We start from the raw sequence: 23381 nt of genomic DNA, 5'->3' as shown, positions 1-23381 counted from the left end.
AAATAATAATTCTTTCATTAAAAGTGGAGATTGCATTTTTGCAGTTTCCACTTTTGAAATTTTAAACAAAAACAAAACAATAGATATGGATAAGATTAAAGACACAAGAAGCTTCATGAGAATTACACACCGTTATCTGGGATATTTCCTTGCCGGAATTATGGCGGTATATTCGTTAAGTGGAATTCTTCTGGTGTACAGAGACACTGATTTTCTGAAAAGCGAAAAAAAATATGAAAAAAACATTGCTGCCAATCTTTCAGAGAAAGAACTGAAAAAAGAACTGAAGATGAAAGGCCTGGAAGTGGAAAAAACAGAAGGAAGCGTTCTTTATTTTAAACAGGGAACTTATGACAGTGCCACCGGAAAAGCCAAATACACTAAGAAGGAACTTCCTTTTGTATTGGATAAAATGGTTTCTCTTCACAAATCACAATCTAAAGATGCTATATCTCCTCTAAGCGTATTCTTCGGAGTTTCCCTTTTCTTTTTTGTCATCTCAAGTTTCTGGATGTTTAATCCTAAGACAAAAGCATTCAAACGTGGAATCAAGTTTACGATTGCCGGCTTGATCATTTCCATCATTCTTTTGTTTATTTAATATAATAGGAAGGCAGATCAAAAGAAAAAACAGCAATTTGGAACATTAACAAAATAACATCTGTTTTTATCATTTTCATTCCAAAACGCCTGTTTTATTTTCTTTATCATTATGATATCCTCAGTTAATCTGTTAAAAAAGTAAATTATATCTCACTGGTAATCTTAACGTTTATTTAGAAAAATTACGTAAAATTAAGAGTCTGGCACATTTATTGTTTTTTCTATAATTCGTGAATAATAAACATTTAATTATTAAAATAATAAATTATGAAAAAACTTATTTTAACAGGAATATTAGCCGTAGCAGGCTTAACAGCAACTGCCAACGCTCAAATTCAGAAAGGTAATTGGATGGTAGGGGGTAACCTTGTAGGGGCAAATTTTGGTTTAAATGAAGGAGCAGGATACAACTTTGCAATTCAGCCTAAAGGAGCCTATTTCATTGAAGATAATATCGCAGTTGGGGGATATGTAGATTTAGGTTTCAAAGGAGCTAAAGATGCACCCACTACTTTCACTTATAACGTAGGAGCATTAGGACGTTATTATCTTAATCCGGGAGAGCAAGGAGTAAACAACTTACTACACCACGGAAGATGGTTCTTCGAAGGTAACGTAGGTGTTGGAGGGATGTCAATCTCTAAAGGGGGTTCTTCTTCTAACGGTCTTAACTTTGGATTCGGACCTGGATATTCTTACTTCATCACTCCAAACATCGGATTGGAAGGTTTAGTGAAATATGATGCAAACGCTGGATTCGGAAGCGGTGGATACACTAACAAAATTACTTTTGGTTTAGGTTTCCAGATTTATCTTCCAACGTCTAAAGCAAAACAAATCATCAACGACGTTAAGTAATCACTGAAATACTTATAAAAAAAATGAAAGCGCCCCGGAAATTTATTTCCGGGGCGCTTTTCGTACAAATTAAAACTAAACTATAAAAAATCAAATAAATCATGTATTAGGTTGTGGAGTGTATCTCAAATACGGTTTTATTTCCGTTACACCTTTTGGGAATATTTTTCGTGCTTCTTCTGTAGAAATGGTTGGAGGTATAATAACATCTTCTCCGGTTTTCCAATTTACAGGAGTGGCTACACGATAATTATCTACCAACTGTAAAGAATCCAGCACTCTAAGGATCTCGTTAAAATTCCTTCCTGTAGAGGCCGGATAGGTAATAATCAGTCTTACTTTTTTGGAAGGATCAATAATCAGAAGAGAACGTACTGTAGCGGTAGCCGAAGCATTGGGATGAATAAAATCATACAGTTCTGAAACCTTTCTGTCTTTATCGGCAATAATAGGAAACTGAACTTGGGTGTTCTGAGTTTCATTAATATCTTTAACCCAATTTTGATGATCTTCTACCCCATCTACACTCAGGGCAATTACTTTCGTACCTCTGGCATCAAACTCAGACTGAAGTTTTGCGGTATATCCCAACTCTGTTGTGCATACCGGTGTGTAATCTGCAGGATGCGAAAACAAAATCCCCCAGGAATTTCCCAGATAATTATAAAAATTGATATCGCCTACTGATGATTCTGCCTGAAAGTTGGGCGCTGTATCTCCTAGTTTGATTGACATAATGTTCTTTCTTTATAGTCTACAAATTTAGTAGACTTTTTGGAACTGGCAAATTTTTTGATGAAAATTTATATCTTTAATTAAAATTTTATTCATGGAGAAAACCGGACTGAGGTATGTAGATCTTGTTTACAAGGTATTGGAAAATTGGTATATCACCTTCGCTGAACTTACACCCAAGCTGATTGTTGGAATTTTAGTATTTACCTTTTTCCTGGTTACCAGCAAATATTTAAGCCAGGCAGCGGTAAAATTATTCCATAAATTTTTTCCTAAAAGTCGCAAAGAGAGTTCATTAGTCACCTTAATCAGTGTATTCAGATTTTTGATCATGCTGATGGGAACCTTTATTGCTCTTGAAATAATGGGTTTCAGTGGCTTTCTTTGGAAGTTTATCGGAAGCCTAGGAGTTGCGGGGGTTATTGCCGGGGTTGCTCTGAAAGACCTGGTATCCAGTATTTTCTCAGGAATGCTTATTGGAATTGACAAAGCTTACAAGGTAGGAGATTATATTACCATCGGAACCCACTCAGGAACAGTACAGGAAATCGGGTTTCTCACTACAAAAATTCTTACTGATGACGGAAAGAAAGCCTATATCCCTAATCAGGTTGTTTTCAATGCTCCGTTTTATAATATTACGGCCTCTCCACAGCGCAGGATAATTTTAAACTTTGAAATTCCGGCTGATGAAGATATCACTAAAGCTCAGAAAGGAATTCTTGATGTGGTTAAAAACCTTGATAATGTGGATAAGCTTGACACTGTAGAAGTGATTTTTACAGATTTGAAGCAAGGTGCATTTAACCTCCAGGTAAAATTCTGGATAAAAGTAGGGGCTAATCTTGCGCAGGTAAGAAGCCAGGCTTATTTAGGGATTAAAGAACGCTTTGATACGGATAAAATTCAGCTGGTAACGCCAACGAGTATCAGTATTACCAATGGCGAGACTAACTTGCCGGAAAATCTCGACAAATAAAAGGTCGGAAGAATTTTTCCTCCGACCATGACACTTCCAGAAAGAAGTTTTCATTTTATTTATTGATAATAAGTTTCTCTGTATATTTCTTACCGTTTGTTGTATTGACAGTTACAAAATAAGTTCCTGCAGCAAAATCATGAACCTGAATTTTTGCGTAACCTTTCAGATTTCCTTTTTTCACAATCCTTCCTGAACTATCCATCAGGCTGTACAGAGCTTCACTATTTTCATCATCTAGTCTGATATTCACTTCATCATGAGAAGGATTAGGATAAACAGCAAAACGATTTGTCTTTATTTCTTTTTTAACCTGCGAAGCTGTTTTCGCTATGGAAAAATTAGTTGTATTCACAGCAAAATAAATATTTCCCACGGCTTTCACCATAATTCTTGCTGTTCCAATATTTTCATTAGGAAAATTAACTACAGCAGAGCCATTGTTAGGAACATTGGCTGCAAGAACAGTATCAAAATGATAGCCTCCATCTTTGGAAAGAAGAATGGTAACATACTTTGTGTTTACAGCTCCTGTATCCGTTCCTGCCACATTCCACTTTATGGTATGGGTACCCGGACTATATGAGTTTCCTGTATGCGAGGTTACTTTAAATGGTCCGGCATTCGTTACGGTTACTACCATAGCATCATGAGCCGTTTGATTTCCCGTTGCTCTATTATCATTAACAAGCAATGAAAAATTCAAAGTTCTTGCAACGTTAGGAGTAACTTCCCACATAGGAGTTAAGTTATTAGATAAAACAGCTGACAAATGCGGGAAATATCTCATATTCTCAGTTTTTGGTAATCTCGATCGGTATACGGGGCCTTGGACATTAGAAGGAAGTGGCGGCTGTATGTTATTCTTGTTGTCATATTGTTCCCATAAATAGGTAAGCGGATCATTATCCGGATCTGTTCCCTGACCTGTCAGTACAAATGCAGTTCCTTTAGGAATAGAATAATCCAGGCCTGCGTTAGCAGTAGGAACCCTGTTAACCATTCGTCTTTTAGCAGAGCAATCGATATCCCTTGATATAGTATAATACATTTCTTTTACGCTGGCAGCATGGAAATAAGCATCACTATGCGGCTGAATACTATTCCCTCCGCATATTCCTGCATATCCCATAATAGTACTGGCACTTCCCGGCTCATACGCTGTTCTGTTATTTACATTTCCTTTACAAGCTACGGTATTAGCCCTGAAGGTATGATTGGCTCCAAACTGATGTCCCATTTCATGGGCAACATAATCTATATCAAAAGGATCATTAATGGGAGTACCGGAACCTGTAACCCCCTGTGCTTTCAATTTAGAACATATAACCCTCAACCCTGCAACTCCGCCACTGTTGACTCCAAAAACATGACCTATATTGTAATGTGCAAATCCTATCACATTATTGATGTTTTTTACATTCTCATTAAGCATCTTATCCTCATCCCCATTGGTATAGGGGTCAGTTGCCGGATTTCTGTAAATAAGAAGATGGTTATTAGCCACCATCACCATGGTAACGGCTATCGTTTTTTCATATACTCCGTTTACTCTTGTCATTGTGGTAGCCATTGCGGCCATTGCACCATGAATTGTTCCGCCGTGATATTTGGTATACTCTCCCGTAGCTGCCAATGCCAGCTTATACGTTCTGAATACCCCGTCCGAAACCATAGGCCTGCCGGAAACAAAATTATCTGACAGCTGATCATTACCCAATAGCTGATCGGCATCTTCCTGTATGCTGCATCTGAAAGGCGTAGGATTTTCCGGTAAATCTTCTCTTTTATAATAGATAAAAGAAGTATTATCCTTGGTATAGGCATCCAGATAGCTGATGTTCCATCCATTGAAATACATTATACTGATTCCTGTTTCCGGACTGGTACTGAAACGTATTGTATTTTCCGGATGATTTTCTTCCCACCCGGTGTAAGAACGGATATCGGAGAATCTTTCCTGAAGCTCAGGTTCCATTATTGAAGCTTCCTGTACAATATAATCATGAAACTCTCCATCAGCATCCGGAAATTTCAGAACAAGGCTATGGTCATCAGAAAAGCGTTCGGGAGCTTTTTTCAGTTCTTCCTTAATCTTATCAAGGTCAAGATTATACAGGGAAAATGTTTTCGGCATTACATTTCTGGGAGCAAGCTCTTTTTCTTTCTCCCCATCCGTCTTTTTCCAATAGTTTTGTTGTCCAAAAGTTAATACTGCACCCAATAAACCGAAAAAAATAAATGTTTTGTTTTTCATAGATTTTCATTATTTGTGTTAAACATTGATATGCTCCGCAATAGAATTCAATACAAAATGAACCTCCTTTTTGCGTATCATAACTTCCTATAAATACAACATTTATTAAAAATAAAAGCAATTAAGAATAAAAAACTTTTTTTTCAAAAAATTGATTTAATTACACAATACATTTTTCTTTTTCTATTTTTATTTTTACAATAACATCTAATTATGATAAATTTAAAAATAGCTTAAAAACTACCCAATTTCCAGTTGTTATCCCCAAAAACAGTTATCAGCTCCTCATTTTTACATTGATTGCTGGAATTATAATAGATAAACACAAAAAAAACCGCTCCAAAAAATGGAACGGTTTTCTTATTTTATTTAAAATTTTAGGTTACGCTAAAACTTCTTTTACCTTGTTTGCCGCTTCTTCTAAAGTAATTGCAGAGTGTACCGGAAGACCAGACTCGTCAATTAATTTTTTAGCTTCTACAGCGTTAGTTCCCTGTAATCTTACGATCAATGGAACAGGAAGGCTACCCATAGCTTTGTAAGCATCTACAACCCCCTGAGCAACTCTGTCACATCTTACAATACCTCCGAAGATATTAATCAAAATAGCTTTTACGTTTGGATCTCTTAAGATGATTCCGAAAGCTGTCTGTACTCTCTGAGCATCTGCAGTACCACCTACGTCAAGGAAGTTTGCAGGGTTACCACCAGATAATTTGATGATATCCATAGTCGCCATTGCAAGACCAGCTCCGTTTACCATACAAGCAACGTTACCATCAAGTTTTACGAAGTTAAGACCTGCTTCACCAGCTTCTACATCCATTGGATCTTCTTCTCTTGTATCTCTCAATTCTGCTAAGTCTTTGTGACGGAACAATGAGTTGTCATCTAAAGTTACTTTAGCATCTACAGCGATAATTTTGTTATCGGAAGTTTTTAATACAGGGTTGATTTCGAAAAGAGATGCATCAATACCTGTGTAAGCATTATAAAGAGAACCGATGAATTTTACAAATTCTTTGAAAGCATTTCCTTCAAGGCCTAGGTTGAAAGCAATTTTTCTAGCCTGGAATCCCTGAAGACCTAAAGCAGGATCAATGATTTCTTTGTGGATCAAATGAGGAGTTACTTCAGCAACGTGCTCAATATCCATACCACCTTCAGTAGAATATACGATTGTATTTTTACCTTCAGCTCTGTCTAATAGAATAGAAACATAAAATTCTTTAGTTTCTGACTCACCTGGATAATATACATCCTCTGCAACCAAAACAGAATTTACTTTTTTACCTTCAGCAGAAGTTTGTGGAGTAATCAACTGCATTCCGATGATGTTCTGAGCGTTTTCTTTAAGCTTATCCATGTTTGGAGAGAACTTTACACCACCACCTTTACCACGACCACCTGCGTGGATCTGAGCTTTTACTACCCACCCTTGAGCGCCAGTTTCAGCAGTTAGTTTTTCAGCAGCAGCTACAGCTTCATCTACGTTGTTTGCAACGAAACCACGTTGGATAGCTACTCCATACTTTGATAAAATCTCTTTTGATTGATACTCGTGAAGATTCATATTATTTTTATTATTTTATTTTAATATTTAAAGGTTGACAAATTTACTAAAAATGAATAAGGTTAAAAAGAAAATTATAGAACTTTTAACGCATTCTGTAAGTTTATATGCGATCTTATCAGATTCAAGGCGGTGAATCTATGAATAATATGATAATGATCATAAAAAAACTAAATCTTACGATCATATTCTAATGACATTTTAATGTCATTCTAATGTAGATAAGAATATTAACAAATCCCATCTATTATCTTTGAAGCCCGGAAATAAAACATACCTATTTCATGAATTTTCAGATGAAATTCAATTCAGGTAAAGTCCTTATTTCAGAAAAAGTGATCACCAAATCCTATCAATTTCCTGGAAAACAAAAGCTATTTCCAGTGACAACAGATGATATTCAAAGGAAAATTCACAACTTAAAAAAACAGTTAATCTTTTACTAAAGAAGAAAAATGGAAATACCAGCTAATGAACAGGGAAAAAGGCTCATCCGCTACATTACAAAAGAAAAAAAAGATGTTACCAATATTTATTTCTATGCCATTCTGAATGGTTTAGTCTTGCTGAGCGTACCTTTAGGAATACAGTCTATTGTAAGCTTTGTGATGGGAGCTACGATGACAACTTCCATTTATATCCTCATATTTTTTGTCGTAATCGGAACCTGGCTTGCCGGATATTTCAGATTAAAAGTGATACAGATAATTGAAAAGATACAGCAGAAAATATTTGTAGAATTTTCCATCGCCATAGCAGACAAAATCCCCAAAGCAGATCTTTCCTACACCAGAAAATACTACCTTCCGGAACTTGTCAACCGATTCTTTGATATTCAGAATCTTCAGAAAGGAATTTCAAAAATATTACTGGAAATTCCTACTGCTTTAATACAGATTGTTTTTGGGATTCTCTTGCTCTCTTTTTATCATCCTTGGTTTTTAGCATTCGGAGGTCTGGTTATTCTCTCTGTTGTAATTATTTTCAGATATACAATGGAAAGCGGAATCAAATCCAGCATTGAAGAGAGCAACAAAAAATACGATACAGCAGCGTGGATAGAGGATATCGCCGGTTCTGTAAAAACATTTAAAATGCATTCTGAAAATGATTCTCATTTAAAAGGAACTGATGAAAGAGTGATAGAATATCTTAAGCACAGAACAGCTCATTTTAAAGTACTCGTTTTTCAGTATAAAACAATTATTGCTTTTAAAGTCATCATTACTTTAGCAATGCTGGCCATTGGAACCTATCTTCTGATTAATCAAAAGCTAAATATCGGAGCATTTATTGCCACAGAAATTGTTGTTCTAAGCATCATGTCTGCTGTAGAAAAGCTTATTGTAAGCCTTGAAAGTTATTATGATCTGATTGCGTCTTTTGCCAAACTCTCTAAAATCACTGAACTTAAAGAGGAACCCAACGGAGAAATCACATTATCTCAGAAAGAAAAAGGGACAGAAATTGAATTTAAAAATGTAAGCTTTTCATTTAATGATAATACTCCCATCCTTTCGGACCTTAATTTCAAAATCAAAGAAAACAGTCTGAACATTCTAACAGGAAAACTGGGAGCGGGAAAAACCCTTCTGCTTAATATGATCACAGGATTCTTCGAGCCCAGCTCAGGAGCAATTCTGATTGATAAAATTCCATTAAAAAATATAGAGAAAAAACACTGGAGAAATAATGTTGGACTTTATCTGGAAAATATGAAGATCATTCAGGGAACCGTTAAAGAAAACATCCTATTAGGAAGCAGCCAGAGCCACACAGAAGATATTCTTGAGCTTTCTGAAAATATGGGTATAGAAAATATTTCAAGTATGTTCAGCAGCGGATTCTTTACAGAAGTAAGTGAAACTGATCCTGAAATCACATTCAGTTCAAAGAAAAAAATACTGCTGCTTCGTGCTCTCCTCGGTAACAAAAAACTTATCATTCTGGAAAATCCTTTTGCAGGAATCCGTGAAGAATATCAGGACAAAATGATAAAATATCTCCAGAAAATCAAGGAAAACACAACTATTATTATTGTTTCTCAGGATACAGAACTGCTACAATATGCCGATCAGCATTTTCATCTGGAAGGAGGAACATTAAAAACACTTCAAAACAATTAGTAAAATGAAACTACAGTCGTTTGACAATATCTATCATATTCATAAAAAGTCACGGGTAAAAAGATGGTTTCTGTTTATCTTCATAGGCGGTATAATTACCTTATTTCTCCCTTGGACACAGAATATTAAAGTGAAAGGAAATGTAACCTCTCTTTATCAGGAACAGCGTCCACAGCAACTTCACTCTCCTATCCCGGGAAAAATCATCAAATGGTATGTTAAAAACGGAGATTATGTAAAAAAAGGAGATACTTTACTGCAGCTTTCCGAAATAAAAGATGATTATTTAGATCCGCTTTTGGTACAGAGAACACAGGAACAGGTAAATGCTAAAAAGGGAGTAAGAAATTTCTATGAAGCAAAAGCAGGAACAGTGAAAACCCAGCTTGAAGCCTTACATTCAGCCAGAAACTTAAAACTGAATCAGCTCAAAATAAAAATAAGCCAGCTTAATAATAAACTTACCGGTGAAGAAGCAGAACTCACCGCTGCTAGTAATGAACTTAAGCTTTCAGAAGACCAGTTTGCGCGGCAGAAAAAAATGTATGAGGAAGGTTTGGTTTCTCTTACCCAGTTTCAACAGAGAAGTATTTCTTATCAAAATGCTGTTGCCAAAAAAACAGCATCAGAAAATAAAGTGGCTCAAACCCGTCAGGAAATTATCAATATAGGAATTGAACAGAATTCTGTGATTCAGGATTACACAGAGAAACTCAGTAAAATAGAAGGAGACCGTTTTCAAAACATGGGGCAGATTGAGGGCAGTGAAGGTGAAATTGCCAAGCTCGAAAATCAAGTGGCCAATTACAAAGCAAGACAGGGCTTATATTTCATTATTGCCTCACAGGACGGTCAGATTGTACAGCTTAATAAAACAGGAATTGGTGAAGTTTTAAAAGATGGTGAAAATATTGGGACAGTTGTTCCCACAGCAGTAGATTATGCAGTTGAGATTTATATAAAACCTGTGGATCTCCCGCTTGTGAAAGAAGGTCAGCGTGTGATGTGCATTTTTGATGGATTTCCTGCCATTGTATTCTCGGGATGGCCCAATTCCAGCTACGGAACATTTGCAGGCAAGGTGGTTGCCGTGGAAAGCAATATCAGTGCAAACGGACTTTTTAAAGCATTGATTATTGAAGATAAAAAGGAAAAAAGATGGCCTCCAAAAATTAAAATGGGAGGAGGTGTACAGGGAATTGCCATTCTTAATGATGTTCCTATCTGGTATGAACTATGGAGAAATATCAACGGTTTTCCACCAGATTATTATGAAGTAAAAAATGATCAAACTGCTAAGTATGAGAAAACAAAGTAAACTTCTTTTTATATTGATCTTTCTTTTTTTCCAGTATCATAAAGCACAGGATTCTCTCATGATTTCAGCAAATGAATTTCTGGCGGTGGTAAAAAATTATCATCCAATGGCATTGAAATATCAACTGCAAAACAAAATTGCGCAATCTGAGATTACTAAAGCAAGAGGAAATTTTGATCCTATTTTAGGAGGAAAACTGGGCGAAAAGAACATTGACGGTGTACAATATTACAGACAAAAAAATATTGAACTGGGTATTCCTACCTGGTACGGAATTGATCTTACAGCAGGATATCAATATCTGGATGGTGAAAAACTCAACTCCAGTGAAACCAAAGGTGGTATTTACAGCATGGGAATTACTGTTCCTTTAGCTAAAAATCTTTTGTATGATAAACGAAGAGCAGCATTGGATCAGGCGAAATTTGCCTCGAAAATGACGGAAGCTGAACAGACTGTACTTACCAATGAACTTCTTCTTGAAGCAGAAAACACCTATTGGGAATGGGTACAAAGTTTCGAAATTTACAAGTTGCAAAACAAAGCGATTGAGGTCAGCAAAAAACGTCTGCAGCTCACCCGGAAAACTTTTGAATATGGAGAAAGAGCAGCTATCGATACTGTTGAAGCAGCTTCTCAGCTACAGAGCTTTGAACTTCAGCAGAAAGAAGCCTATTTAAATTTTGTTAAAAACACCCAGCAGCTGCAGTTATTTTTATGGAAAGATAATCGTGAAATTTATGAAATCTCACAACTTATTTATCCTGCAGATCATCTTTCAGATCATACCGCCTACTCAGATTTTGAATTTCTTCTGCAGGAAATTAAAACAAAAGAAACCACCAACCATTGGTCTGTACAGTATTATACTCAGAAACATCATATTTTAGAAAGTGAACGGAAGCTGAAATGGCAGAGCTTTCTTCCCAAGTTTGATTTTACTTATAATTTCTTCAACAAAGAGAATTATCAGTCAGATTACCTTCCTCTTTTTGACAATAATTTTCAATATGGATTAAAACTTGAAATACCGGTATTTCAAAGGGAAGCCAAAGCCAGTTATCAAATGGCCAAAATTAAAATAGAACAAAATAAACTTGATACTGAATTCAAGAAAAGAGAGCTTACCACGAAAATTGAAACCTATAAAAACGAACTTTTAAATTACCATACCCAGATAGCCCTTTCACAAAATAATCTTGTGAATTACCAGCAACTTCTTACTGCAGAAGAAATAAAGTATGCGAACGGTGAGAGTTCTCTTTTCCTGATCAATTCAAGGGAAAATAAAATGATTGAAGCACAGGAAAAATTCATTTCCATCAAAGCGAAATTTCTTAAAAGCTTTAATAAACTTAAATGGATGAATGAAAATTTCTCTTTATAAAACCAAAAAAGTTCAGGAAACTCCCTGAACTTTTTTATTGATATTCTGGTCTAAAAATACACCAGAAATTGTTTTATAAGTCAATATTACTATTACCGCCCACCAGACCAGTCACAGCCCACATAAAAAAGTGCGGCTGAATACAAACGGATTGAATCTGATAGGTTAATCTAAGAGATTGAATGTTCGTATTAACCTTTTTCTTCTGTTAATCTTCATTCTTATATTCTGTTTTTGGCAAAATATAAGATCAGCATTCCCCAGCTCAAGATCATCATCAGACCTCCAAGCGGAGTGATAGGGCCTAAGAATTTAAGATTCATTCCCAGATAATCCTGCATGCTTAAGAAATAGATACTTACTGAGAATAAAAATGTTCCTGCAATCATTAAAATGGAAGTCCATTTTTCAGCGGAAGTTTCAAATTTTAAGATATATCCGATGATCAGCAGGAAAAAAGCTGCATACATCTGGTATCTTACTCCTGTTTCAAAACTTTCCAGTCTTTCCACAGCTAATATTTTCTTTAAAGCGTGTGCTCCGAATGCACCAAGGATTACAGAAACCATTCCGTAAACTGCTCCAAAAACTAAAGTAATTGTTTTCATTTTATAACTCTTCTAATTCTAGGGTTAAATATTTTTTTGTTTTATGATCCTGCCAGGTTCCTATAATTTTCCTGCCTTGCAAATCTGCTTCCACCAAGGCTTTGAAAATCCATTGGTTGGTTTCTTCACTATAATAATCGTTTTCTATGATGGAGATATGATTACCTTTTATCTTTCCGTTCCACTCAATCAGTTTTTTATTTTTATCATACCAGTATTTTGCAGAAAATGAACCATCATCATATACCTCATTGATCAAAACAGTAATGGGGTACTTTCCAGCAATCTTCCCCTTATACAATTTATTAGTAAGACTGGTCATCTCTGTTTTTTCAGAACCGGAAATTAAATTTCTCACATAAGGACTCCAGTATTTTTCCAGCTCTTTGTAGGAAAATTCTATTTCATGACTGCCCAGGTCATCCAAAGCTCTCATGGCATGGTTGGAACATCTTCCGGCAACAAAAGTCAGCTTGTCTTTCCCAAAGAAATATCGGATACCGTCCAAAGTATGTTCCGTAAAACAGTCTTCATACATAGCGATCTGATCTTGAGTTTCCTCTGCCGGATTTTTCTCAGCTTTCAGCGTAACAAGAAAATCAGAAATTCTTTTCTTTACTCTTTTCTGAATAATTCCCTCAACAGTTTTCACTGAACCCGGTTGAAATAAATCTTTGGCATTGATAAAGTTTCCTGTTCTCAGATCAAAATTCTTCCAGATCAGAAAACCCTCCAGATAAGCGCCCGAAGCTTCACCATCTATGGCAATACTCAGAATATTCTTAGGCGTTTCAATCTTATCCCAACTATAAAAATAAAGATAGTTTGAATAGGAATTGGTGGCTGTAGAAGCCAGTTTAAAAGGATTTCCGCCAGATCCCGGAACATATTCCAGCTGATCTACCTGGAGAAATGTATTGATTTTATTTTCTACCCGAGGATTTTCAGAATAAGAAACAACCGGAAAAACGGCATCTTCAGTTTTAGGCTGCAGATTACTTATTTTCACTTTTTGCTGTTGTGAAAAACTTAACCCCGAAATCAATAAAAAAAATACAATACTCCTTTTCACTATTTTGATTTTAAGTACATTAAAATGAACTTGGCCACCAATGTAGAAATCCCCAGTATGATAAACATATTGGCAAATCTCTTGGAACTTCTGAAACCTTCATGGTTTGTTTTCTTTAGAAAAAATCCAAAAAGAAGAAATACTATGGGCAAAATGATCTGTAACATTAGTTTCCTCTCATTCTGTTAAACTCGTTGATCACCTCATGGTGGCTCACCGTTTTATCTTTAAAATACGTGACAAAATGCTGTTTTTCTTCTTCAGTGGCTCCCAATTGATTCAGAATGTTCAATAAGTGCATTTTCATATGTCCTTTCTGAATTCCAGTGGTTACCAGAGAACGTAAAGCTCCAAAGTTTTGTGCAAGACCTGAAACTGCCAGGATGCTCATCAACTCCTGTGCGGAAGGTTTCCCAAGAAGTGCCAGAGAGAATTTTACCAAAGGGTGAAGATTGGTAAGTCCTCCCACAACTCCAACAGAAATAGGAAGATCAATCCAGAATCTGAAAATTCCGTTATCTGTTGTACAGTGAGTCAAAGATCTGTATTGTCCGTCTCTTGCAGCATACGCATGTGCACAGGCTTCCGTAGCTCGGAAATCATTTCCGGTAGCGATTACAACAGCATCTACTCCATTCATTACTCCTTTATTATGAGTAGTCGCACGGTAAGGTTCTATTTCTGCAATGGTAACGGCCTGTTTGAATTTAGAAGCAAATTCTTCCGGAGAAATTCCACTGTCATCTTTTAAATCTTCCATTTTACACGAAACCTCAGCTCTTACGATACAGTCAGGCGTAAAGTTGGAAAGAATATTCATCACAATCTGTAGTGAATTCTTTTCTTCCTGAGTAAAATCTTCACTGGTAGCAACTTCCTGTCTCAAAGTCTTTCCGAACTGCTCAAGACATGAATTGATAAAGTTCGCTCCCATTGAATCTACGGTATCGAAGCTTGCTTTCAGCTGGTAATAATTCGGCATTTCTGCTGTTTTATCCACCAGGCTGATATTTAAAATACCTCCACCGCGTTTTCTCATATTCGCGGTGATATCTTCTGTGGCTTCAAATAATTTTTTCTTTAAACTGAAATTAAAGAAATGTAATAATTTGTGAGGTTCTACATTAAAAATAAAGTGGGTATGCCCCAGTTTTTCAGTATTGATAATCGTTGTTTTAAAACCTCCTTTATCGATCCAGAATTTGGCAGCTTTGGAAGCAGCCGCTACTACTGAACTTTCTTCAACAGCCATTGGAAGCGCCAACAGTTTTCCATCGATTAAAAAGTTTGGAGCAATTCCATACGGCATATAAAAATTGGAGATGGTATTTTCAGAAAATTCTTCGTGAAGCTTCTGAAGATCTGCATCATCATTCCAGTATTGTTTTAATATATTTTGATATTCCTGGTTTCCTTCAAGATATTCGTTTACGAGCCATTCGATTTTCCCCTGCTTAGGAAGCTTGGAAAAACCTTCGATTGGTTTATGATTCATGATATAAACTTTAATGAGCCGTAAATATAATGATTTTGAGACTCTTTTTTGTTGATAACTTATATGAAAAAAGATTGACTTTTATCAATTTTGGAACTAAATTTGAATAAAATTAAATTACAATCCAGATACAAAACATATCAAAGCATTTTAAATATGAATTTTGACCGTCTTAAAGAAAAGCTTGAAATCCTTGCTGATGCAGCGAAATATGATGTTTCCTGTTCATCAAGCGGAGGTACAAGAAAAAATAAAAAAGGAGCATTAGGAGATAGTTCTGCAAGCGGGATCTGTCATACCTATACAGAAGACGGCAGATGTGTTTCTTTGCTTAAAATCTTATTGACCAATCACTGTATTTATGATTGTGCTTACTGTGTTTCCAGAAGTTCCAATGATATCAAAAGAGCTGCTTTTACGGTAGAAGAAGTGGTAGATCTTACCATCAATTTTTACCGTCGAAATTATATTGAAGGGTTATTTCTAAGCTCAGGAATTTTCAAAAATGCAGATACAACCATGGAAAGGCTTGTAAGAGTTGCCAAAAAGCTACGTTTGGAAGAGAACTTTAACGGGTATATTCATTTAAAATCTATTCCCGGGGCAAGTGATGATCTGATGCAGGAAGCTGCTTTGTACGCAGATCGGTTATCCGTAAATATTGAAATTCCTACAGAAAGTGGATTAAAATTGCTGGCCCCTGAAAAAAACAGACAGGATATGATCAGCCCGATGCGATATATCCAAAAAGGAATTATTCAGTATAAGGATGAAAAGAAAATTCTGAAAAAAGTTCCCAAGTTTGCGCCTGCCGGACAATCTACACAGATGATCGTAGGAGCAACCAATGAAAACGACCTGCAGATCATCAAAGTTGCCGATCATTTTTATAAAAATTTTAATCTGAAAAGGGTGTATTATTCCGGATATGTTCCGGTGTTGGAAGATCAGAGACTGCCTTCTTTAACGACGGAAGTTCCAATGCTTCGGGAAAACCGACTGTATCAGTCGGACTGGCTGATGAGATTTTATGGTTTTAAAGCGGAAGAAATTTTAGATCCGAATGTTCCTTTTCTTGATCTGGAAATGGATCCTAAATTAAGCTGGGCATTGCGGAATCTGGATCAGTTCCCGGTGAATCTCCAGACTGCCGAATACCGGATGATTTTAAGAATTCCCGGAATCGGAGTGAAAACAGCTCAGAAAATTGTGAGTGCAAGACGTTTTCAGATTTTGACCATGGATCATTTGAAAAAACTCGGAGCAGCTGTGAACCGGGCAAAATATTTTATTGATTTTACTGCGGGAAATGCCTACCTGAAATATTTGACGGATAAAAATTTCAGAAAGCTGCTCATAGGCGGAAGCTCATCCAAATTTCATAACCAGTTTTCGCAACAGCTGACTTTGTTTTGATTTTAAACACAAATGACACCAATATTTTCACAAATGGACACTAATTTATAATACAGCACGACTGTCATTCTGACGAAGGAAGAATCTCTAGATTCTTCACTTCATTTTATTTCGTTCAGAATGACAAGCACATGCAAATTTTAATTCAACACATGACAACCCTACTCTACGATGGAAGTTTCGATGGTCTTTTCACTGCAATATTTGAAGTTTTCGAATACCGTTATAAAGATGTGGAGATTGCAAGCAGTGAAAGATTTCATCAGGAAAACATTTTTGCAGAAATTCACGAAGTAATTACTCAACCAGACAAGTCTGAAAGGGTTTTGAATAAACTGGAGCAGAATATTGGTAAACAGGGCGTTTACAAACTTTTAAAAGTTTTTTTATCGGAAGATCCGGATCTGGAAAACCTCATCTTATCCGCAGTAAGGCAGTCGGTGAAAAAACCTGAAATTAATATTCTTGAAAACTTTGCCGATTCTGATGTTTTAAAAATTTCAAAAATCTGCAAATCGGTAGACAGGGAAAGGCATAGGATGACTGCATTTGTCCGCTTTGAAAAAATGCAGGATGGTGTTTTTTTCTCCAAAATAGATCCCGATTTCAATGTTCTTCCTTTAATCAGAAAACATTTTAAAGACCGATATCAGGATCAGAAATGGATGATCTACGATCTTCGAAGAAACTATGGCCTTTTATATAATCTGAACGATTGTGAATTTTTCTACCCTGATGAAAAACTTGATCTTAACCATTATCAACAGAAGTTCCATGATGAGGAAAAGAGCTATCAGCTACTTTGGCAGCGTTATTTCACGAAAACCAATATTGTGGAAAGAAAAAATATGAAACTGCATATTCAGCATGTTCCGAAAAGGTACTGGAAATATCTGACTGAAAAATGGTAGCCGGAATTCCATATTGTGGATAACTTTTTATTTGGATGATAAAAGCTGCGATTCCAAATTCTTTTTTGACCCATATTTTTTAATCTGTTCATTTTATGGGAGATAGAATCCACATTAATTGAAAACTCATATTGTGGATAACTTTTTCCAGTTAACATATAGTTAACATTGAAAATATATCAGTGTTCTTTTTCATACAGAAATTAAGCAAATAAAGGCACTTCCCGGGAAAAAAGAATATATAAATATGACGTAAAGCCATGTAAATCTGTGACCTATATGATCAAAAACTAAATCAACATTTTTATTTTGTGGATAACTCTTACTTTTTAAGAGTTCGCAGAGCTTTCTTTACGATATACTGTGTTTCTTTTGTCGGACTTTCCCGAAGCCATTCATCACAGATTTCCACTACAAATTCGGGTTGAGATTTGCTGGCATCATTCAGCCAGTTGCCTACACTATCCTGCACATATCTGGAGGAATCAGATCGTAAAGATTCCAGTATTTCCAGTCCAAGCCCTGGATTCTGTTTTAAAGCATCGATATGTTCACACCACACACCTCTTGGCCTTGTGGATTCGCTGGCAAAACGTCTTACATTCTCATTATCATGCGCGGTCCACTTTGTTAATATAGATAAACTTTCGTCCAGGTTTTTGGAAATATCCGGACGCACCGTCATCCAGCAGATTTCCCTCACTCCAAAATGAGAGTCAGAAGCAAATGGCTGAATTTTGTTTAATTTTTCCTTAAGTTGTAAATCGTTATTTCTTCCAATCGTATAAGCTGCCCAGCAACGTACCAGATCTGCGGGATGAACTGACAATTTCAAAAGAAATTCGTTATCCTTATTTTTCACAGCCAGATTAAGTAAGCCAATTCCTATTGTTTCATTAATGGTATTGACAGTTTGCTTTTTCAGCTGGTTTACATTTTCTAAAACGGGTGTCAAATATTCCTTACGATCATTCTGTAAAAGCAGATTTTCCAACAGCAGCCTTTGATCTACTGCCAGCCATTCCGTAAGATTGGCGGTTTCAATTTCTCCTCTGTTCAGCTGTTCCAGAATATCCGTTGGAATATCTTTGATGCAGAGGGCTCCTTTTCGTTTTTCTGTCATACTATTTAATGATTACCTTTACAAAAGTCTGAAAGTGGGTGGAGAAAAACAATACCGCACATTTTTCCCCCATTGGGATAAAAAAGTCAATTTTATGGAAACAAAGGAAAGAGCTGAAGAAAATAAAATATGTCCGTTGGAAGTTGCTGTTAATACCATCAGTGGAAAATGGAAAATTCCTATTGTCTGGCAGATCAATGAAGGAAAAAAACGTCCCAGTGAATTTTTACGAGGTATTGCTAAAGTGGACCGCAGGGTTCTCAATCAGCAGCTGAGTGAAATGGTGGAAGATGGTATTTTAACGAAACAGTCTTTCAATGAACTTCCTCCAAGAGTAGAATATACTTTGACAGAACTTGGGGAAAAACTGGTGAAAATCCTCTGGCAGCTGAATGATTGGGGAAAATTATTGATTCCTGAAAAAGAGGAGTCGTTGAACCGATAAATTTTCAAATAAGATATTGGCAGATAGGTGAAAAAAAATGATATTTGTGCTCACTAAAACGCATGAAAAAAGTTATCACAGGAATCATTGTTATTCTCATTTACATAGGCTGTACAAAAGAAAAAATATCAGACCGTTTATTACCTGAACCAGATAAAAATGAGCATTTAATTGCTGAAAATGCTTTAAAAATCAATAAAAATAAAAATACAATTCGGGAAAGATTTTCTCCCCCGGAAGGGTATGAGTGGATAGAAGAAAAACCTGGTTCTTTCGGTCATTTTATTGAAAATTTCACACTGAAACCTTACGGAAGTCGGATTTTAAAATACGATGGAACGCCTATCTCCACCCAGCATCTCCATGAAGCAGTTTTTGATATTGATACCGGAAATAAAGATTTGCAGCAATGTGCTGATGCCGCCATCCGAATGAGAGCTGAATATCTTTATAAGGCAAAAAAATTTAACGAAATTAAATTTCATTTTACAAGCGGTGATCTTTTCAGCTGGAATGATTATAAAAACGGAACGAGAGCTTTTGTAAGCGGAAATTCAGTCAGCTTTAGAAAAACCATGCCTTTTGATGATTCTTACCAAAGTTTCAGAAATTATCTGGACCTGATTTTCAATTATGCAGGAACAATTTCATTAAATAAGGAAACCAAACCGGTCACAAAAAATTCAGATCTGAAAACAGGAGATATTTTAATCACACCGGGAAGTCCCGGACACATTGTTTTTATTTCCGGTGTCTGCCGGAATAAGGAAGGAAAAAGATTATTCTTATTAAGTGAAGGATTCACCCCGGCGCAATCCGTTCATGTACTTTCAAATCCGTTTAATCCCTATTTTACACCCTGGTACGACCTTGATATCCATGCTGAGGAGACGAAAACTGCACGATATTTTTTTAAACCTACAAACTTCAGAAGCTTTTAATAATTTATATTCAAAACTATTGGCAACTTACTACGATAATCTGAACTTGTTTTTGTAAATTTGTGTTCGAAATTTTTTACTTGATGAAAGAGAGTGCTGTAAAAAAAATTGCAGTTCTTACTTCAGGAGGTGACTCTCCGGGTATGAATGCGGCATTAAGAGCGGTAGTAAGAACCGCCAATTATTATAATATCGAATGCTACGGAGTAAGAGAAGGCTACAATGGTCTTATCAACAATGATTTCCTGAAAATGGGAGCTCGTTCCGTAAAAAATATAATCAACCAGGGTGGAACGATTCTAAAGTCTGCCAGATCTGCTGAGTTCAGAACTAAAGAAGGCCGTCAGAAAGCTTACGACAACTGTATAAAGCTGGGAATTGACGGATTGGTATGTATCGGAGGTGACGGAACATTTACTGGTGCCAAAATCTTTAATGAAGAGTTCGGAATCAGAGTAATCGGTATCCCGGGAACTATTGATAACGATATTTTCGGTACAGACAATACCATAGGTTACGACACTGCTTTGAATACTGCAATGGATGCCATTGACAAAATCCGTGACACAGCAACTTCCCACAACAGGGTTTTCTTTGTGGAAGTAATGGGTCGTGATGCTGGTTTTATTGCTTTAAACAGTGGATTGGCAACAGGAGCTCTGGATATCTTAATTCCTGAGAAAAAAGACAGTATTGATGAGCTTTTCACAAAATTCAGGGATGCTGAAAAAACCGGAAAGGCATCAAGTATTGTGGTGGTTGCAGAAGGTGAAAAACTAGCCAACGTTTATGAGCTTGCAGAAAAAACCAAACAAACCTTCCCTGATTATGACATTCGTGTAGCGATTTTGGGACATATGCAGAGAGGAGGCTCTCCAAGCTGTGCAGACAGAGTTTTGGCCAGCAGACTGGGTTATGGTGCTGTAACCGGATTAATGGAAGGACAAACCAATGTAATGGCAGGAATGCGTTCCAACGATCTGACGTATACGCCAATTGAAGAAGCCATTAAAAAACATAATGAAATCAATAAAGATCTTTTACTGATTTCAGAAATTTTAGCAATCTAATTATTTTTATAATCTAATAAAAACAAACTATTATGTCAACAATTAAAGTAGGTATCAACGGTTTTGGTAGAATTGGACGTCTTGTTTTCAGAGCAATGACTGAAAGAGACAACATTGAAGTTGTAGGAATCAATGACCTAATCAATGCAGAATACATGGCTTACATGTTAAAATATGACTCTGTACACGGTATTTTCCCAGGTGAAGTTTCTGTAGAAGGAAATGACCTTGTAGTAAACGGGAAAAAAATCAGAGTAACTGCTGAAAAAGATCCAAGCAACCTAAAGTGGAATGAAATCGGCGCAGATTACGTAGTAGAATCTACTGGTTTATTCTTAGATAAAGAAAGCGCTGCAAAACACATTACTGCAGGTGCTAAGAAAGTAATCCTTTCTGCTCCGTCTAAAGATGATACTCCAATGTTCGTAATGGGTGTAAACCACAAGGAACTTACTGATGATATCAAAATCTTATCAAATGCTTCTTGTACTACAAACTGTTTAGCTCCTTTAGCTAAAGTAATCCACGATAACTTCGGAATCGTAGAAGGTTTGATGACTACTGTACACGCTACAACAGCTACTCAGAAAACTGTTGACGGTCCTTCAATGAAAGACTGGAGAGGTGGTAGAGCTGCTCTGAACAATATCATCCCTTCTTCTACAGGTGCTGCTAAAGCGGTAGGAAAAGTAATCCCTTCACTAAACGGAAAATTAACGGGTATGTCTTTCAGAGTACCAACTGTTGACGTTTCTGTGGTAGATTTAACAGTGAGAATTGAAAAGGCTGCTTCTTATGAAGAAATCTGTTCAGTTATCAAAGCTGCTTCTGAAGGTGAATTGAAAGGTATCCTAGGATATACTGAAGAGGCTGTAGTATCTCAGGACTTCGTAGGAGATAAGAGAACTTCTATCTTCGACAAAGATGCTGGTATCATGCTTTCTCCTAACTTCGTAAAACTTGTTTCCTGGTATGACAACGAAATGGGTTACTCTAACAAGTTAGTTGATATGCTTGTACACGCTGCTTCTTTATAATAAGTAATAAGCGATAAATAATATAAAACCTTCCCGATGGGAAGGTTTTTTTGTTATCTTTAAAATAATTGGTTAAGCGGAACTCCAAATTTTACACCCCAAAAACTTTCATCTAGTCCTGTATCATAATTATCAAAAGATGTTGATCTCCAAAAAGGTTCAATATTTATAGTAGTTTTACCTTCTTTATCTCTTAATGGGAACATAATTCCAACACTATAAATATTTTTATTACTTGTAAAAGTTTTAGTGCCTGGAGTGATAAATTCTTTATTTTGATATGCTAAATCTAAACCTACTAAATTTCTTTGACCTATAGGAACAAAACATAACATTTGTATTGATACATCTTTTTTATATTGTTTTTCAAATTTAGTAAGATCTGCAATATAAACACTCTGTTCCCCTATATCATAATACACTGTATTATTTGTTCCACTACCATATTGAATCTTATTCCAATCTACTGTTGAAAAGATCTCTGACAGAGAAGTTTTTCTTGAATATGAAAGTTGGGCGTTCAAGTAAAATCCCCATCCATTTCTCAAACCATAAAAAACACTTCCTGACAATGAGAAATAACCACCTCTAATATTTTTATTAATAGGTTCTAAAACTGAATTTTGAATATTAATGCTATCTATTATTTTTAATTTATCTTCAGCATATCCAACATCAAGTTTCGTCCAAGCAAGAAACTTTGCACTCCATACATTTTTATATGCTTCTAACTCATATCTCTCAACTTCTTGGTGATATAATTCCTCATAACTTTTAATATCTATTGTACTACTCTCAATTTTTAGTCCGTTAATATTATTAACTTTCTTCATGACATTTGCTTTTGCTAAATCATAAATTTTTGAATACTTTTCTTGTTTGCGTGGGAATGTATGGTAGTATTTTGAAAACCAAAGAGCAGTCCAACTCCCTCCTACTTGTAATTTTTTTCTATTTGAAAAATCAAAAAAGCCATCATTATTAAGTTTTCCACTTGTGTTTATCCCTAACATATGCTTAAATTTCTTTGTACCATCATTTCCATTGATAATATAATTAATTGGACTAAATGAAAAGCTTTGTTCTTCCTTATCTACAGAAAGAGCTGCATAATTTCCAACTTGAGCATTTTCCGAAGATCCCGTAATTAGCATAGAAAAATCTTTCTTGACAAGTTGAGTAAATGTATAAGAGCTTACTAAAGCTCCTCTATCATTATTAGCATCATTTAATCTTTCCTTTGTATATTCTTTATCTATTCTTATTAATTCATCTAATCGTTCAGATAGTTTTTCTAAATCTGTTTTAACAATATTTTTCTGCCCAGTTACCATTCCCACACACCCAAGCAGAAATAGTAGTAATAAATAAGTTTTCATGGTTATTAATTTTGTTTTACACAAAGTTTCAAATTATATAAACACAAG

The 23381-nt window shown here is 35.8% G+C and carries 20 protein-coding genes; 12 read left to right on the top strand and 8 right to left on the bottom strand.

Going from position 1 to position 23381, the window contains the following annotated elements:
• The first annotated feature begins 85 nt into the window (after positions 1–85).
• Positions 86–601, top strand: coding sequence for a hypothetical protein (locus tag DEU39_RS18125; RefSeq protein WP_062676266.1), 516 nt, complete (start codon positions 86–88; stop codon positions 599–601).
• A 269-nt stretch (positions 602–870) separates the two neighbouring features.
• Positions 871–1461 carry an outer membrane beta-barrel protein gene (locus DEU39_RS18120; protein ID WP_047435061.1) on the top strand — a complete coding sequence of 197 codons (591 nt, stop codon included), beginning with the start codon at positions 871–873 and terminating at the stop codon, positions 1459–1461.
• Positions 1462–1560: 99 nt separating this feature from the next.
• Here the strand turns inward: DEU39_RS18120 and DEU39_RS18115 are convergent, their stop codons facing one another.
• Positions 1561–2196 carry a peroxiredoxin gene (locus tag DEU39_RS18115; protein WP_120232877.1) on the bottom strand — a complete coding sequence of 212 codons (636 nt, stop codon included), beginning with the start codon at positions 2194–2196 and terminating at the stop codon, positions 1561–1563.
• A gap of 94 nt (positions 2197–2290) precedes the next feature.
• Between DEU39_RS18115 and DEU39_RS18110 the strand changes: the two genes are divergently transcribed.
• Positions 2291–3175, top strand: a complete 885-nt coding sequence (locus DEU39_RS18110; protein ID WP_062676268.1) for a mechanosensitive ion channel family protein — start codon at positions 2291–2293, stop codon at positions 3173–3175.
• Positions 3176–3230: 55 nt separating this feature from the next.
• On the opposite strand, the gene DEU39_RS18105 is transcribed toward DEU39_RS18110, so the two are convergent.
• Positions 3231–5432 (bottom strand): reprolysin-like metallopeptidase, encoded by a 2202-nt coding sequence (locus DEU39_RS18105; RefSeq protein ID WP_120232876.1) that lies wholly within the window; start codon positions 5430–5432, stop codon positions 3231–3233.
• Between the two features lie 382 nt (positions 5433–5814).
• Positions 5815–7005 (bottom strand): ADP-forming succinate--CoA ligase subunit beta, encoded by a 1191-nt coding sequence (gene sucC, locus DEU39_RS18100; RefSeq protein WP_062676270.1) that lies wholly within the window; start codon positions 7003–7005, stop codon positions 5815–5817.
• A gap of 455 nt (positions 7006–7460) precedes the next feature.
• Between sucC and DEU39_RS18095 the strand changes: the two genes are divergently transcribed.
• The 3 genes from DEU39_RS18095 to DEU39_RS18085 are packed head-to-tail and all read left to right on the top strand — an operon-like array spanning position 7461 to position 11836.
• Entirely contained in the window at positions 7461–9131 is a 1671-nt protein-coding gene (locus DEU39_RS18095; RefSeq protein ID WP_120232875.1) for a peptidase domain-containing ABC transporter, read from the top strand.
• A gap of 4 nt (positions 9132–9135) precedes the next feature.
• Positions 9136–10449: an HlyD family secretion protein gene (locus DEU39_RS18090; RefSeq protein ID WP_120232874.1), complete on the top strand. Its 1314-nt coding sequence runs from the start codon at positions 9136–9138 to the stop codon at positions 10447–10449.
• On the top strand, positions 10433–11836 hold the full coding sequence (locus tag DEU39_RS18085) for a TolC family protein (RefSeq protein ID WP_183037441.1): 1404 nt from the start codon (positions 10433–10435) through the stop codon (positions 11834–11836). The genes DEU39_RS18090 and DEU39_RS18085 overlap by 17 nt, the downstream gene beginning before the upstream one ends.
• A 221-nt stretch (positions 11837–12057) precedes the next feature.
• Here the strand turns inward: DEU39_RS18085 and DEU39_RS18080 are convergent, their stop codons facing one another.
• The 3 genes from DEU39_RS18080 to DEU39_RS18070 form a co-directional block, all read right to left on the bottom strand.
• Positions 12058–12444, bottom strand: coding sequence for a DUF423 domain-containing protein (locus tag DEU39_RS18080; RefSeq protein WP_062676274.1), 387 nt, complete (start codon positions 12442–12444; stop codon positions 12058–12060).
• 1 nt (position 12445) lies between these two features.
• On the bottom strand, positions 12446–13453 hold the full coding sequence (locus DEU39_RS18075; RefSeq protein ID WP_228436836.1) for a hypothetical protein: 1008 nt from the start codon (positions 13451–13453) through the stop codon (positions 12446–12448).
• 229 nt (positions 13454–13682) lie between these two features.
• Positions 13683–15011, bottom strand: coding sequence for a hydroxymethylglutaryl-CoA reductase, degradative (locus DEU39_RS18070; RefSeq protein ID WP_062676276.1), 1329 nt, complete (start codon positions 15009–15011; stop codon positions 13683–13685).
• A 156-nt stretch (positions 15012–15167) separates the two neighbouring features.
• Between DEU39_RS18070 and DEU39_RS18065 the strand changes: the two genes are divergently transcribed.
• Together DEU39_RS18065 and DEU39_RS18060 are read left to right on the top strand one after the other, a co-directional pair.
• On the top strand, positions 15168–16427 hold the full coding sequence (locus DEU39_RS18065; protein ID WP_120232871.1) for a putative DNA modification/repair radical SAM protein: 1260 nt from the start codon (positions 15168–15170) through the stop codon (positions 16425–16427).
• A 152-nt stretch (positions 16428–16579) separates the two neighbouring features.
• The gene (locus DEU39_RS18060) at positions 16580–17338 is read left to right on the top strand and encodes a TIGR03915 family putative DNA repair protein (RefSeq protein ID WP_120232870.1); all 759 of its coding nucleotides are present in this window, start codon (positions 16580–16582) and stop codon (positions 17336–17338) included.
• 322 nt (positions 17339–17660) lie between these two features.
• Here DEU39_RS18060 and DEU39_RS18055 read toward each other — a convergent pair whose 3' ends face one another.
• On the bottom strand, positions 17661–18461 hold the full coding sequence (locus DEU39_RS18055; protein WP_120232869.1) for a DNA alkylation repair protein: 801 nt from the start codon (positions 18459–18461) through the stop codon (positions 17661–17663).
• Positions 18462–18555: 94 nt separating this feature from the next.
• Here DEU39_RS18055 and DEU39_RS18050 point away from each other — a divergent pair, with 94 nt between their 5' ends.
• From DEU39_RS18050 to gap, 4 genes are all read left to right on the top strand, one after another.
• Positions 18556–18906 (top strand): winged helix-turn-helix transcriptional regulator, encoded by a 351-nt coding sequence (locus DEU39_RS18050; protein ID WP_120232868.1) that lies wholly within the window; start codon positions 18556–18558, stop codon positions 18904–18906.
• A gap of 62 nt (positions 18907–18968) precedes the next feature.
• Positions 18969–19847 (top strand): DUF4846 domain-containing protein, encoded by an 879-nt coding sequence (locus DEU39_RS18045; protein WP_120232867.1) that lies wholly within the window; start codon positions 18969–18971, stop codon positions 19845–19847.
• An 83-nt stretch (positions 19848–19930) separates the two neighbouring features.
• Positions 19931–20917 (top strand): 6-phosphofructokinase, encoded by a 987-nt coding sequence (pfkA, locus tag DEU39_RS18040; protein WP_120232866.1) that lies wholly within the window; start codon positions 19931–19933, stop codon positions 20915–20917.
• 32 nt (positions 20918–20949) lie between these two features.
• The gene (gap, locus tag DEU39_RS18035) at positions 20950–21954 is read left to right on the top strand and encodes a type I glyceraldehyde-3-phosphate dehydrogenase (RefSeq protein WP_047096698.1); all 1005 of its coding nucleotides are present in this window, start codon (positions 20950–20952) and stop codon (positions 21952–21954) included.
• A gap of 59 nt (positions 21955–22013) precedes the next feature.
• Here the strand turns inward: gap and DEU39_RS18030 are convergent, their stop codons facing one another.
• A complete protein-coding gene (locus tag DEU39_RS18030) occupies positions 22014–23333 on the bottom strand; it encodes a hypothetical protein (RefSeq protein ID WP_120232865.1) in 1320 nt (439 codons plus the stop codon).
• Positions 23334–23381: the final 48 nt, after the last annotated feature.

It is taken from the genome of Chryseobacterium sp. AG363 (assembly GCF_003610675.1).
Classification (GTDB): Bacteria; Bacteroidota; Bacteroidia; order Flavobacteriales; family Weeksellaceae; genus Chryseobacterium; species Chryseobacterium cucumeris.
The sequence above is the reverse complement of the archived record's forward strand: the minus strand, read 5'-3'. Positions and strand labels throughout refer to the sequence as shown.

Excerpts from the sequence above, each read along its gene's own strand:
- DEU39_RS18125 (WP_062676266.1), top strand. The coding sequence starts at position 86 with ATGGATAAGATTAAAGACACAAGAAGCTTCATGAGAATTACACACCGT.
- DEU39_RS18120 (WP_047435061.1), top strand. The coding sequence starts at position 871 with ATGAAAAAACTTATTTTAACAGGAATATTAGCCGTAGCAGGCTTAACA.
- DEU39_RS18115 (WP_120232877.1), bottom strand. The coding sequence starts at position 2,196 with ATGTCAATCAAACTAGGAGATACAGCGCCCAACTTTCAGGCAGAATCA.
- DEU39_RS18110 (WP_062676268.1), top strand. The coding sequence starts at position 2,291 with ATGGAGAAAACCGGACTGAGGTATGTAGATCTTGTTTACAAGGTATTG.
- DEU39_RS18105 (WP_120232876.1), bottom strand. The coding sequence starts at position 5,432 with ATGAAAAACAAAACATTTATTTTTTTCGGTTTATTGGGTGCAGTATTA.
- sucC (WP_062676270.1), bottom strand. The coding sequence starts at position 7,005 with ATGAATCTTCACGAGTATCAATCAAAAGAGATTTTATCAAAGTATGGA.
- DEU39_RS18095 (WP_120232875.1), top strand. The coding sequence starts at position 7,461 with ATGGAAATACCAGCTAATGAACAGGGAAAAAGGCTCATCCGCTACATT.
- DEU39_RS18090 (WP_120232874.1), top strand. The coding sequence starts at position 9,136 with ATGAAACTACAGTCGTTTGACAATATCTATCATATTCATAAAAAGTCA.
- DEU39_RS18085 (WP_183037441.1), top strand. The coding sequence starts at position 10,433 with ATGAGAAAACAAAGTAAACTTCTTTTTATATTGATCTTTCTTTTTTTC.
- DEU39_RS18080 (WP_062676274.1), bottom strand. The coding sequence starts at position 12,444 with ATGAAAACAATTACTTTAGTTTTTGGAGCAGTTTACGGAATGGTTTCT.
- DEU39_RS18070 (WP_062676276.1), bottom strand. The coding sequence starts at position 15,011 with ATGAATCATAAACCAATCGAAGGTTTTTCCAAGCTTCCTAAGCAGGGG.
- DEU39_RS18065 (WP_120232871.1), top strand. The coding sequence starts at position 15,168 with ATGAATTTTGACCGTCTTAAAGAAAAGCTTGAAATCCTTGCTGATGCA.
- DEU39_RS18060 (WP_120232870.1), top strand. The coding sequence starts at position 16,580 with ATGACAACCCTACTCTACGATGGAAGTTTCGATGGTCTTTTCACTGCA.
- DEU39_RS18055 (WP_120232869.1), bottom strand. The coding sequence starts at position 18,461 with ATGACAGAAAAACGAAAAGGAGCCCTCTGCATCAAAGATATTCCAACG.
- DEU39_RS18050 (WP_120232868.1), top strand. The coding sequence starts at position 18,556 with ATGGAAACAAAGGAAAGAGCTGAAGAAAATAAAATATGTCCGTTGGAA.
- DEU39_RS18045 (WP_120232867.1), top strand. The coding sequence starts at position 18,969 with ATGAAAAAAGTTATCACAGGAATCATTGTTATTCTCATTTACATAGGC.
- pfkA (WP_120232866.1), top strand. The coding sequence starts at position 19,931 with ATGAAAGAGAGTGCTGTAAAAAAAATTGCAGTTCTTACTTCAGGAGGT.
- gap (WP_047096698.1), top strand. The coding sequence starts at position 20,950 with ATGTCAACAATTAAAGTAGGTATCAACGGTTTTGGTAGAATTGGACGT.
- DEU39_RS18030 (WP_120232865.1), bottom strand. The coding sequence starts at position 23,333 with ATGAAAACTTATTTATTACTACTATTTCTGCTTGGGTGTGTGGGAATG.